Here is a 13,757-nt window from a genome sequence, read left to right on the forward strand (position 1 = left end):
TGTTATGTTCAACAATAAAATCTAAGAGATATGCAAAATAATAACTCCTTTTTCACTAAAACACCATTTGTAGCTGTTTATGGCTTATTTATTGTTTTGGCCTCATGTGGTCCTTCACAATATGCAACCCAAGATAACGATGGTATTTATAGTACAGAAACAACCGTTGAATATCAAGAAGAGGTTACACAAATAAAACCTGAATCTGAAAGTCAGACTTTTTATAAGAATTACTTTAAAGAAAAATCCTTAGAATACCAGCTACCAGAAGAAGAGGAAGATGAAATATTTACAGATGTTGAAGAATATGAAGGCGAATATGCAGTAGCTCAAGATTCTGTTGAAACAGAGTACAATAGTTATTCTGGTTGGGGACAAGAAAGCAGTAGTGTTTCTATAACTATTAATACTGGATTTAATTACGGATGGGGTTACAGCCCTTGGTATTCTCCTTACTATTATGGAGGGTTTTATCCTTATTATGGTTATGGTTGGGGTTATTATAACCCTTGGATTTACCCAACTCCATATTATGGTTATTATGGAGGTGGTTACTATGGTGGTTATTATGGAGGTGGATATTATGCCTATGGAGGAAGAGGCTTAGCATATAGTTCAAGTAGAAGAGGCAACTATTATGGTAATAACTACTATGGTTCAAGAAATACAAATATGTATAATAGTAGAACAAGAAATTCTGGATCGACTGTAGGTTATGCTTCACCAAGAGTTAGAGGTAACTCTGCTAGCACTTCGACTGTAAGCCCTAGAACAACAACTAGACCAAGAACAGCTACAACAAACTCTACGTCAACCCCAAGACCTAGAACTACAACTAGACCTGAATCCACAACATCGACTCCTAGACCTAGAACAACTACAACTAAACCAAGAACTAAATCGAATTCTGGATCTACAGTAACACCTAGACCAAGAACAAATTCAACGCCAAGTAGTAGTTCGCCAAGATCATATTCTCCTAGTAGATCTAGTTCTTCATCTTATTCTGGAGGAGGAAGAAGTTCTGGTGGTAGTAGAGGAAGAGGAAGATAAAAATTGAAAAAAGAAAAAAATAATAATATGAGAAAGTTAATCATACTATTCATAGGTGTTCTATCTATGCCAATTTTATATGCACAAGATGTTACTGATGCAGTAAGATATACCCAAGACGAGATACAAGGTACTGCAAGATTTAGAGGTTTAAGTGGTGCTTTTGGTGCACTAGGCGGAGACATGAGTGCTGTTAGTATTAATCCAGCTGGTTCTTCAATTTTTACGGGAAGTCATGTTTCTTTATCGCTTTCTAATAATAATATTAAAAATGATGTTCAGTATTTTAATGGATTTAATACTTCGAAAGAATCTATTATTGATTTAAATCAAACTGGAGCTGCATTTGTTTTTAAAAACCCTAACAGTAATTCTGATTGGTCAAAATTTGCTTTTAGTGCAGCATACGATAAAGTTCAGAATTATAACAACGATTGGTTTGCAAGTGGAATTAATTCAACATCTATAGATAGGTATTTTCTAGATATTACTGAAAACCAAGCAGTCCCTTTTGGTGTGTTAAAACTCCAACCTGGAGAATATATTGAAGAGGCTTATGCAGATATAGGTTCTACTCCTGGTTATGGTTATTCTGCACAACAAGTGTTTCTTGGATATTGGGCTGGAATTATTGACCCAGTAAATTTAGATAATGATACTAATAATGATGAAACAAATTATTTCTCGAATACAGCACCAGCAGAATCTTTTTATCAGGAATATTATTATGCCTCTTCTGGCTATAATGGTAAGTTTTCATTGAATTTTTCTACAGCATTTAAAGACAGAATATATTTAGGTGTTAATTTTAATACACATTTTATTAATTATGATAAGTTTACTAGTTTCTACGAAACCAATAATGATCCCGATTCTTTAGCTAAGAATATTATTTTTGAGAACTGGCTATCAACATTTGGTTCTGGATTTTCATTTCAGTTAGGAGCCATTGCTAAAGTTACTAATGATTTAAGATTGGGATTATCTTATAATTCTCCTACTTGGTATAGAATAGAAGAAGAATTAATTCAAAATATAGATTCTAATATTGCTGATCCTGAAATAGGTTATATTTCAAACATCATAAATATTTATCCTGCATACAATATTCAATCGCCTGGTAAATTTACTGGTAGTTTAGCTTATATTTTTGGAGAATATGGCTTAATTAGTTTCGATTATTCTTTAAAGGACTATGGAAACACAAAATTTAAACCAACTTCAGACTCCTATTTTGCTAATCAAAATAATGCCATTAACAATCAATTAACCACAGCTTCAACTTATAAAGTTGGTGGTGAAATAAGAATTCAACAACTTAGTATAAGAGGTGGTTATAGATTTGAAGAAAGTCCATATAAGAATGAAAAAACACTAAGCGATTTAACTGGTTATTCTCTAGGATTAGGTTATAGCTTTGGTAAATTTAGATTAGACATGGCCTTCGACCAAGCAAAACAATCTTCTGAATATAGATTGTATAGTAATTCAGGTTTTCCAAGTATAGCATCAATAGATTCGAAATTAACTAATGTTACTTTTACAGTTGGATTTAATCTTTAAATAGCGAATTATCTTTAAAAAAATAAAAAAAGCTCTGACAAATATCAGAGCTTTTTTATTTTCTACCTTTTTAATGAAAAATGTGCTCTGAATTGTTTCTGAACTCCATTACTTTCTCCTAATTCTTTGTACTTAACTACAAACCAATAATCAGTTTCAGGCAATAATTTGCCGTTAAATGTCCCATCCCATCCTGGTCCTGTTGGACTTAATTGCTTTAGTAATTTTCCGTATTGATCAAATATATAAATAATGGCATCATATTGATTTTGAATTCCAAATATTTGCCATGTATCATTATAACCATCGTTATTAGGAGTAAAGACTCGTGGATAATCCATAATTAAAACATTATCGCTTGCAAAACCACAACCATTAATATCTCTAGCTTGGATTATATGCTCTCCAAAAGACACATTAGAGAACGTATAAGTATTATTGTTAGGCTCGTTGCTTACCCAAGGTCCATTATTGATACTAAACTCAAATGATGCTGCTCCATCTCCCGTTGCTGTTACATCTATTGTATGGTTATTAGCAAAAGCACCTGTAGCTACTGATGCATTAACAATTGGTGGAGAACTTTCAAGCACTAAAATTGTTTGTGTATTTAAACAACCAGTTAGTGTTTCAGTAACTAAAACGGAATAAGTTCCACCTTGTGATGGCAAGTAAAAAGATTGTGTTGATAAAACAATTGTAGGATTACTAACATCAACCCATTGAAAAGTATAATCAATTTCATTTAATCCTGTATCTAAAACAGGACTACTTATAACTTCAGTTCCATTCTTGTTTACACATAAAAAGTATGTGTCTTTTAAATTAATATCAGGACGTAAATTAACTTCTAAATTAAAAGAACCAATATCGAAACACTTAACAACAACAGAAGTAGTATTATCTATGCGAGCATAAATAGTTTCTGGGTTATTTGTATTGTTATATATATTTGGCAAAGGATTCTCGTCTAATAGAGCATCATCTTCACTTATATAATATGTTACAGTGTAAAGTGCAGGATCTAATCCATTTAATATTTCTGATGTCTTTGTACTTAAATCAAATTCTCCTATTCCATCGTTTTCTTCAAAATAATCACAAATTATATATGGCTGGACGACACTAGGAAAAGTTGGGGATTCTAAAAATTCAACGTTAAAATCGTAAAGCTGTATTAATCCTCCTGTATTATCTAATGCTTCTGCTCTATAATACTTAGAATCATAAACATCTAAGGTAGCAGAATTTGCACCACTTATTAATAAATAACTACCAGGATTAGCCTCATCCTCTTCATACCATAAATAACTAGTTGCACTTTGAGTAGTTGCATTGAGAGTAAACGAATTTCCTTCGCAAGCTTTAAAATCTTCTAAAATTGAACAGTTAGTAGTGCCATCTCCAGTTAATTGCTGAATACTAATAAATCCTGTTAAGCCTGAAAAATTAGTTACAAGAAGCAAATAAAACTGTCCAGTTATAGCATTTGGTATGCTAGCTTGCTCTATACCATTTGGCGAATAGCTACAATCAATAGTATTAGCTGCAGTTAAACTTGTATTACAAGCATCTACTGTATTTGTAAATGGTCCATATAGAATAAAGTCTACATCTAGATTAGGCGATCCACCAAGGGTACTACTTTGATCAATAATTAAATTGACATCACCACTTTGACCTATCTGTAAAAAAAACCATGCTGGATTTGGCTGGGTTATTAAACAACCATAATCTGGTCCAACCTCAGCACTTGATCCATTAGAAGTGTTTAAAAAAGAAAATTCTGAAGAACTACAAATAGGCTCAGCATCTGTACAAATATTAGCTCCTCCACTCTGACTATTAATATTAATAGTTAAGCTAAAGAAGACAATAAATATATTTATTTTTTTATTTAAAAACATAAAAGATTAAATCTGAATGGACTTCCATTACAAATTTAATCTTTTATATGCTAGATATTATCTTTTTAAGCTAAAGTGCGCTTTAAATTGTTTTTGTGCACCTTCACTTTCACCTAATTCTCTATAATCAATAGTAAACCAATAATCACTAGATGGTAATAATTCTCCATTATAAGTTCCATCCCATCCAGGTCCAGTTGGACTTAGCTGTTTAAGCAATTTACCATAACGATCGTAAATAAATATTTTTGCATCGTATTGATTTTCAATTCCAAAAATCTGCCAAGTATCATTATAACCATCATTATTTGGTGTAAAGAATAATGGATAATCCATTACTAAAACAATATCACTAGCTATACCACAACCATTAATATCTCTAGCTTGTATAACATGCTCTCCAAAAGGTACATTGGAAAAAGTATATGTATTTGTATTTGGCTCATTAGCAACCCAAGGTCCATTATCTATACTAAATTCAAATAGTGCTGCACCATCACCTGTTGCTGTAACTTGAATAATACTATTACTAGCAAAAGCTTCAGTAGTAAGAGTGGCTGTTACTGTTGGTGGTGAGCTTAATTCAACTACAGTAGAGTCTGAGCTCACACAAAGAGTATTAATATCCGTTACAGTAACCGTATAATTACCTTCAACTGTTGGCATAAAAATTGAATCTGTACCCAAAATTATTAATGGATTTCCATCTTCTACCCATTCAAAAGTGTATAAACTAGTACTTAATCCAGTATCGATTATAGGATTCCCAATAACTTCAGTGCCATTTAAATTAATACAGATAATATATAAATCATCTACATTAAACTCGGGAACTGGATTAACAATTAAATCAAAAGTTATTATAGTATAACATCCTGTTCCATCATCTGTAGCATCACTTGGGTCACCAGTATTAGTAACTCGAACATAAATTGTTTGAGGCGCAGATATATTAGTATATGCAGTTGCATTACCAATTGGATTGTTTCCTAATTCAGCATCATCTAGTGTTTCGTGATAAGTAACTGTTTCATCAAAATCATTTAACATTAATCCTTCATTTTGAGTCAAATCAAATTCTTCTTGTAAATCGCCTGGACTATTATCATCACAAACCACTAGATTTGGTAAAACATCATTAGGTGTTGGTAAAGTATTTACTACTAATGTTAAACTAGTTAAAGAGTAGCAGTTACCACCACTAGTTGTTTCGGTAACAGTTACAAATATTGTCTGTGGATTATGAGGTAAACCTCCAATAGAAACATTGTTATAAGCAGTATAATCTGAAATTGGATTATTTGGAATATCAGCCATAGTTTCAAAATAATTCACAACTAATGTTACATCACCACCTGTTAAGCCATCGTTTTGAGTTGTCAAATCAAATATTGCGTATCCATCGTTATCTGTAGTATCATCGCAAATCTCATAAATTACATCTTGAGCTTCAACTGGAATCTCAGGTAACGGATTTACTATTAAATCAAATTGACCTACACTAATACATCCATTTAAACCTTCAAGTCGAACATAAATAGTTGTATTTCCAGACATATAATTTGATAGATCTGGTTCTACTATTGGGTCAACACCAGGAATAGATTCTGCGTCTGCCATAGACACATGATAAGTCAATGCAAAGTCAGCTGGATTTTGTGTACCATAAATAGTAGCATCCATAGTCGTTAAATTGAATGTGGCCACTCCATCCGAATCATCATCACAAATCACATAAGGAGCAATGTCGGTTGGAATTTCTGGTGATGGCTCAACAATAAGTTGTAACTCAACAATGGTAGCACAATCAATTCCAGTTCCAAATTCTACTCTTACATAAATAACTTGTCCTGCCACATTAGACAATGAGTCCCCTTGAGGATTAACATCATCTATCGCATTTTGAAGCGTTAAATGAAATGAGACAATTAAAGTAGGATCTGAAGCTAAAATATCATCTCTAACTGATGACAAATTAAAGCTTCCTAAATTATCATTATCTACATCGCAATCATATAATGGCATCGGGACATTAACAGGAGGACCTGTTACTACATTTAAAGTCAAAGTAGTCGTATCAAAACAACCTGTATTTGAATCTTCAACACGCACATAAACTATTTCGCCATCTGTTCCAATATAAGCAGTTGAAGATGGTGATACTTCTGGAGTTCCAGCTATTGCTGAAGCTAAGTTATTATGATAAGTTACAACATAGTCTGTATTTCCAGCTGTTATTTCATTGTCTTTAACTGTTAAATCTATTTCTGTCATGCCATCTGGAATGTTATCATCACACACAATTAATGGTGAAGGTGCAACTACTGTTGGCAATGGATTAATTGTAACTACAAAACTATTCTCTGCTGAACAATTTGGAGTCGTTCCAGTTTCTGCATACACATAAATAGTTTGTGTACTTGAAATAGCATCTCCTGCATTTAATACAGTTCCTGTTCCTCCTGTTCCAGTATAATAGGTTCCATTTGCTAATGCTGGTAAGGTATAAGAAACACATTCCGTTACATCTATTGGTGCATCTACTAATGGTGATGTATTTATTGTTACTACAAAACTGTTTTCAGCAAAACAATTTGGAGTCGTTCCAGTTTCTGCATATACATAAATAGTTTGCGAACTTGTAATAGGATCTCCTGTATTTAAGACTGTTCCTGTCCCTCCTGTTCCTGTATAATACGTCCCATTTGTTAATGCTGGTAACGTATAACTATCACATTCTGTAACATCTACTGGCGCATCAACTGTTGGAGTTGTATTAATGGTTACAACAAAACTATTTTCAGCAAAACAATTTGGAGTGGTTCCTGTTTCTGCATACACGTAAATAGTTTGTGTACTTGCAATTGCATCTCCAGCATTTAATACTGTTCCTGTCCCTCCTGTTCCTGTATAATACGTTCCATTTGTTAATGCTGGTAGCGTATAACTATCACACATAGAAACATCTATTGGTGCATCAACTGTTGGTGTTGTATTTATAGTTACAACAAAGCTATTTTCAGCAAAACAGTTAGGAGTCGTTCCTGTTTCTGCATATACATAAATAGTTTGTGTACTTGTAATGGCATCTCCGGCATTTAAAACAGTTCCTGTTCCACCTGTTCCTGTGTAATAGGTTCCACCTGTTAATGCTGGTAACGTATAACTGTCACATGCCGAAATATCAGCAGGTGCATCAACTGTTGGTGTTGTATTTATAGTTACTATAAAGCTATTTTCGTCTGTACAATTTGGAGTCGTTCCTGTTTCTCCATATACATAAATAGTTTGTGTACTTGAAATAGTATCTCCTGCATTTAATGTTGTTCCTGTACCTCCAGTTCCTGTAAAATAACTTCCACTACCTAAAGCTGGTAAGATATAACTATCACATGCTGTAACATCTGCTGGAGTATCAACTGTTGGAGTTGTATTAACAACAACGGTTACTGTATTAGTTGCAGAATCATTTGGTGGTGTTAAACCACTATCGGTTAAAGTAACTTCGTATGTTATAGTTGCAGCTGGTGGAGGCGATAATACCAATGTGGCATTTGTTCCTAATACAATAGGGCTTCCTTGTACTGTCCAACTATAGCTATATGTTCCTACTGCTGTTCCTGGTGAAGGACTTGCTGTTAAGGTAACATCTGCTCCTGCATCATGGCAAATGGATGGCATATCAGCAGTTGCTGTTACAGAAATGGTACAAACATCAATAGTTACTACAAAACTGTTTTCATCTGAACAGTTTGGAGTCGTTCCTGTTTCGGCATACACATAGATAGTTTGCGTAGTTGTAATTAAATCTCCTGCATTTAATACAGTACCTGTTCCTCCTGCTGCTGTATAATATGTTCCATTTGTTAAAGCTGGTAATGCATACTCATTACATGCAGTAACATCTGATGGAGCATCTACAACTGGTGTTGTATTAATGGTAACCACAAAACTGTTTTCTGCAAAACAATTTGGCGTAGTTCCTGTTTCTTCATATACATAAATAGTTTGAGAACTGTTAATAGAAGTACCAGCAGTTATTAAACCACCTGTTCCTCCTGTTCCATTATAATATTGACCACCTGTTAATGCTGGTAAAACATAACTATCGCATGCTGTAACATCTGCAGGTGCATCTACAGTTGGTGTTGTATTAACGTTTACTACAAAACTGTTTTCATCAAAACAATTAGGAGTCGTTCCAGTTTCTTCATACACATAAATAGTTTGCGTACTTGAAATGACATCTCCTGCATTTAATGTTGTTCCTGTTCCTCCTGAACCTGTGTAATAAGCTCCACTACCTAATGCAAGTAAAGTATAACTATCGCAAACAGTAACATCTACTGGATTATCTACTGTTGGTGTTGTATTTACAGTTACAGTTACTGTATTAGTTACTGTATCGTTTGGTGGTGTTAGTCCACTATCTGTTAATGTAACTTCGTAGGTTGTTGTAACAGCAGGTGGTGGAGACAGAACCAAAGTGGCATTTGTTCCTAATACAATAGGACTTCCTTGAACAGTCCAACTATAGCTATATGTTCCTACAGCTGCACCAGGACTAGGAGTTGCAGTTAAAGTAACATCTGCTCCTGCATCATGACAAATGGATGGCATATCAGCAGTTGCTGTTACAGATAATGTACACGCATCTATAGTTACTACAAAACTGTTTTCGTCTGTACAATTAGGTGTTGTTCCTGTTTCAGCATACACATAAATAGTTTGTGTAGTAGTAATAACATCTCCTGCATTTAGCATGGTTCCTGTTCCTCCTGTTGCTGTATAATAATTTCCAACAGTTAATGCTGGTAACGTATAATCGTTACAAGCTGTCACATCTGCTGGCGCATCTGCTACAGGTGTTGTAAATAAATTAACTGTTGCTGATAAAGTCATTGGACCACCACAAACAGAATTCAGATTATTAGCTGAAAGTAAATTTATAGTTTGAGTCGCTGATATTCCAGGAATGGTTACAATATAAGTTCCAGTGGCATCTATTGTAATGGTCTGTGTTGGGCCACCATTAATATTATATTCTACCACGTCATTCTCTGAACCAGTTATGGTAAAAACTGCATCTCCACCTCCTGTACAAATATCTGCACTACTAGTAACTGTTACTACTGGTGTTGGTGACACTACTACTGTTATTGGTCTGTAAGCTATATAATCTGTTCCAGTTAAAGCATCTGTATATGTTACTTGAGCTACATATGTTGTTGTTTGACTTGGTGTTACCACCAAAGCATTTGGATCTGTACCTATAACAGTACCTGCCTCGTCTAACCATTGAAAAGATGTAATAGTTGTTCCATCTGGTACAAATTGGTAAGCTTCGGGTGTTAAAAAAGGAATATCCCAAACACCTGTATTTCTTCCTGGAGGTGATATTCCAGCAGTACCAGCATCATTTTGTATACCAATAGCAGCTCTTCCTCCTGCCCAACCTGGACAAACTGGCTTTTGAAAGATATAAGTTTCAATAATATTTGTGGTTTCATAAAACATGATCATTTGAGACGTTTTCAATGCATTACAGCTAAATTGCGCTACATTATAAAAACTAAATACAAACACTCTAAAAGGGGCTTCCCCTTTTATACTGTATGTAATATTGTAATCAGTCCCTAAAGTTCCTGAAGCACTTGGGTCAGTATCATGTATGGCTCCGAATATATTTCCATCTCTTAAAGCTGCATCTGTATTATTTGGTATTAATGCTCCTGCAGCTGGTGTCCACATATGAAATGTATTTGCATTACTTAGGTCAAAACTAACAGCACCATTTGTAGATAAGACACATTGAGTGTAGTCATTTTGATAAAATTCAAAATTGAAAGCAAAATTTATTATTGGACTCCAAATATCATCCGTAGTTAGCGACGTACCTGTTGCTGTATCACCAAAAGAAAAGGGTGGGTTAAATGGAATGGTATTTACCGAATAAGTGTTAGACTCTCCAATTTCTTGATAAGTTGCAGACAGTGTTAAAGGAGGTATAGTACCTGTATTTAAATCTATACAAAAGGGATCTGTAATACACACATTACCTCCACAAGACACATTACCAGTACTAGCAGAAATAGTCATTTCGGAAGAACCTGATCCAGAACTTAAACTTCCGGGAAAGATTCTAATTTCAATTACTGCTGTATCGCAATTGGCAGGCATGGCATTTTCGCAAACCTGATATGTAATATAATAAATACCTTGAGGTGTATTTGCTGCAATATTTACAAACCCTAAAGGGTTTAAAGTTGTAAAACCAGTAGGATCCGGAACGGTCTCTGTAAATGTAAAGTTTCCAAAAGTTCCAAAGGTTATAGCAGTACCATTAAAATAATCGTTTAAAAATATACGTGGCCCATTTGAGGTGGATGCATTTGGGTTATCTGCTCTACCAACCACAACATCGTCTATGGCTATGAGTTGTGCATACGTAGAACTAATAAATAATAAAAAACATAGAGTAATTAATTTTTTCATAAGGGAAAATATTAAAAATGAATTAATCGAACAACATATAGAATGTCAAGTAATTAACTTTATATCATTAATAAATAAGGCTGAAAATTAAGAAATTTTTATGAAAAACTCCGTTAATTTTTTAGTCAAATTAATTCTATGTTAATAAAACCCCATTAAATAAGTAAATTCTTATCTTTGCAGATTAAACATATATTTAAATTATCGCATGAAATTTGATGAAAAGTTAGAAGAATTTGAGTCTTTAGGAGATAACCATGTTGGCACATCTTCAAATACGCCAATGCGCCAAGATGCTTTTAAACTTACAAACGAAGAGAAAATTGACATTATTAAAGATGATGTGCAGCATATTATGGAAACTTTAGGCCTTGATCTTACAGACGACAGCTTAAAAGGCACACCTAATCGTGTAGCAAAAATGTTTGTTAAAGAATTATTTGGTGGTCTTAATCCAGAAAAAAAACCAAATGCATCGACTTTTGAAAATAAATATCAATATGGCGAAATGCTAGTAGAAAAAAATATTACTGTTTATTCTACTTGCGAACACCATTTATTACCAATAGTTGGGAAAGCACATGTAGCTTATATTTCTAATGGCACTGTAGTTGGTTTATCTAAAATGAATAGAATAGTTGATTATTTTGCAAAACGCCCTCAAGTTCAAGAAAGATTAACCATTCAAATAGTTAAAGAATTGCAAGAGGTTTTAAATACTCAAGATGTTGCATGTGTAATAGATGCTAAACATTTATGCGTTAATTCTCGTGGCATTAGAGATACTGAAAGCAGCACGATTACATCGGAATTTGGTGGAAAATTTAAAGAAAAAGAAACTAAAAGAGAATTTTTAGATTATATTAAATTAGATACTTCTTTTTAATGTTCGTTATGAAGTTAACGCTTAATTGACTTTTGTTAGCTTATAACTTTTCAACATACAACTAAACAACATACATTACATCATGCATCTTTACAAACAGCAAGACATAAAAATATACAATACACTTTCAGGTGAAAAAGACGTTTTCAAACCTATTCACGAAGGCTATGTTGGCATGTATGTTTGTGGACCAACAGTTTATAGCAATGTGCACTTAGGAAATGTTAGAACTTTTATGTCTTTTGATATGATTTACAGATATCTAAAGCATTTAGGTTATAAAGTACGCTATGTTAGAAATATTACTGATGCTGGACATTTAGAAAATGATGCTGATGTTGGTGAAGACCGAATTGCCAAAAAAGCACGTTTAGAAGAAATTGAACCAATGGAAGTTGTACAACGTTATACTGTTGACTTTCATAACACATTAAATGCTTTTAATTTTCTTCCTCCAAGTATTGAACCTACTGCCACAGGACATATTATTGAACAAATAGAATTAATTAAAACCATTATAGACAATGGTTTTGCTTACGAAGTAAATGGCTCAGTCTATTTTGATGTATTAAAATACAACGAAACAAACAATTATGGCATTTTAAGTAAGCGTAAAGTGGAAGATTTAATCCATAACACACGTGAACTTGATGGACAAAGTGATAAAAAAAATCCTCAGGATTTTGCACTTTGGAAAAAAGCCGAACCTCAACACATTATGCGTTGGCCTTCGCCTTGGAGCGATGGTTTTCCTGGTTGGCATTTAGAATGTACAGCTATGAGTACTAAATACCTTGGCGAGCATTTTGATATTCATGGAGGTGGCATGGATTTAAAATTTCCTCATCACGAATGTGAAATTGCACAAAACCAAGCTGCTAAAGGTCAATCACCTGTTAATTATTGGATGCATGCCAACATGCTTATTATGAATGGCAAGAAGATGGCAAAATCTACTGGGAATTTTATTTTACCAAATGAAATTTTCTCTGGAGAAAATCCTCATATTACAAAAGGATTTTCTCCTGCAGTCGCACGATTCTTTATGCTACAAGCGCATTACAGGAGTATTTTAGATTTTACAAACGATGGTCTTTTGGCTAGTGAAAAAGGCTTTAACAGACTCATGGATGCTATTAAATTAATAGATAGTTTGCCTACTTCATCTACATCTACATTTAATGTTTTAGAATGGAAACAGAAATGTTATGATGCCATGAACGACGATTTTAATTCACCAATATTAATTGCACATTTGTTTGAAGCTGCTAAATTTATCAATCAAGTAAAAGATGAAAAAGCTAGCATTACAAAAGAAGATTTAGCTCTTTTAAAAGAAACCATTCACGCATTTGTTTTCGATATTATGGGACTTACAGATGCTGTTTCATCTAATAAAAGTGGAAATAGCGATAAGCTTTCAGGAACAGTTGAATTATTAATAAAATTGCGCCAAGAAGCAAGAGCTAATAAAGATTTTGCCTTGTCTGATAAAATTAGAGATGAGCTTGATGTATTAGGTATCCAATTGAATGATGGTAAAGATGGAACCACATTTTCGACTAATTAATCATGAAAAAAATACTAGTTGCACCTTTTTTACTCCTGATTAAAATATATCAAACTGTTATTTCTCCATTTACTCCAGCTACTTGTAGGTTTCAACCAACTTGTTCGCATTACGCAAAGGAAGCTTTAGAAAAACATGGTTTTTTTAAAGGTGGAAAATTGGCTATAATTAGGATTTTTAGTTGTCATCCTTGGGGACGTTCTGGTTACGATCCTGTTCCAGAAAAGGATGACAACTAAAAATTGCCAACGCGCCAACTCGCATGTTCGCTAAAAATGTACAC

The 13,757-nt window shown here is 33.7% G+C and carries 7 protein-coding genes; 5 read left to right on the top strand and 2 right to left on the bottom strand.

Annotated elements, in window-relative coordinates; translation table 11 throughout:
- The first annotated feature begins 30 nt into the window (after positions 1-30).
- A complete protein-coding gene (locus tag LX78_RS14725) occupies positions 31-1,053 on the top strand; it encodes a hypothetical protein (protein ID WP_146192576.1) in 1,023 nt (340 codons plus the stop codon).
- Positions 1,054-1,080: 27 nt separating this feature from the next.
- Positions 1,081-2,616: an outer membrane protein transport protein gene (locus LX78_RS11165; protein WP_109682754.1), complete on the top strand. Its 1,536-nt coding sequence runs from the start codon at positions 1,081-1,083 to the stop codon at positions 2,614-2,616.
- A 62-nt stretch (positions 2,617-2,678) separates the two neighbouring features.
- Here LX78_RS11165 and LX78_RS11170 read toward each other — a convergent pair whose 3' ends face one another.
- Both LX78_RS11170 and LX78_RS11175 read right to left on the bottom strand, forming a co-directional pair.
- Complete coding sequence (locus LX78_RS11170; protein ID WP_109682744.1) at positions 2,679-4,523, bottom strand: T9SS type B sorting domain-containing protein; 1,845 nt, start codon at positions 4,521-4,523, stop codon at positions 2,679-2,681.
- A gap of 57 nt (positions 4,524-4,580) precedes the next feature.
- Entirely contained in the window at positions 4,581-11,018 is a 6,438-nt protein-coding gene (locus tag LX78_RS11175) for a T9SS type B sorting domain-containing protein (RefSeq protein ID WP_109682745.1), read from the bottom strand.
- Positions 11,019-11,226: 208 nt separating this feature from the next.
- Here LX78_RS11175 and folE point away from each other — a divergent pair, with 208 nt between their 5' ends.
- The 3 genes from folE (at position 11,227) to yidD (ending at position 13,713) form a co-directional block, all read left to right on the top strand.
- Positions 11,227-11,904: a GTP cyclohydrolase I FolE gene (folE, locus tag LX78_RS11180; protein WP_109682746.1), complete on the top strand. Its 678-nt coding sequence runs from the start codon at positions 11,227-11,229 to the stop codon at positions 11,902-11,904.
- Between the two features lie 82 nt (positions 11,905-11,986).
- Positions 11,987-13,474 (top strand): cysteine--tRNA ligase, encoded by a 1,488-nt coding sequence (gene cysS / locus LX78_RS11185; protein ID WP_109682747.1) that lies wholly within the window; start codon positions 11,987-11,989, stop codon positions 13,472-13,474.
- Between the two features lie 2 nt (positions 13,475-13,476).
- Complete coding sequence (gene yidD / locus LX78_RS11190; protein ID WP_109682748.1) at positions 13,477-13,713, top strand: membrane protein insertion efficiency factor YidD; 237 nt, start codon at positions 13,477-13,479, stop codon at positions 13,711-13,713.
- Positions 13,714-13,757 lie beyond the last annotated feature (44 nt).

Origin of the sequence: Xanthomarina spongicola (assembly GCF_003148645.1) — a bacterium.
GTDB lineage: Bacteria > Bacteroidota > Bacteroidia > Flavobacteriales > Flavobacteriaceae > Xanthomarina > Xanthomarina spongicola.

What these genes read in the sequence shown, in the direction of transcription:
- cysS (WP_109682747.1), top strand. Translation starts at nt 11,987, where the DNA reads ATGCATCTTTACAAACAGCAAGACATAAAAATATACAATACACTTTCA.
- yidD (WP_109682748.1), top strand. Translation starts at nt 13,477, where the DNA reads ATGAAAAAAATACTAGTTGCACCTTTTTTACTCCTGATTAAAATATAT.
- LX78_RS11175 (WP_109682745.1), bottom strand. Translation starts at nt 11,018, where the DNA reads ATGAAAAAATTAATTACTCTATGTTTTTTATTATTTATTAGTTCTACG.
- LX78_RS11165 (WP_109682754.1), top strand. Translation starts at nt 1,081, where the DNA reads ATGAGAAAGTTAATCATACTATTCATAGGTGTTCTATCTATGCCAATT.
- LX78_RS11170 (WP_109682744.1), bottom strand. Translation starts at nt 4,523, where the DNA reads ATGTTTTTAAATAAAAAAATAAATATATTTATTGTCTTCTTTAGCTTA.
- folE (WP_109682746.1), top strand. Translation starts at nt 11,227, where the DNA reads ATGAAATTTGATGAAAAGTTAGAAGAATTTGAGTCTTTAGGAGATAAC.
- LX78_RS14725 (WP_146192576.1), top strand. Translation starts at nt 31, where the DNA reads ATGCAAAATAATAACTCCTTTTTCACTAAAACACCATTTGTAGCTGTT.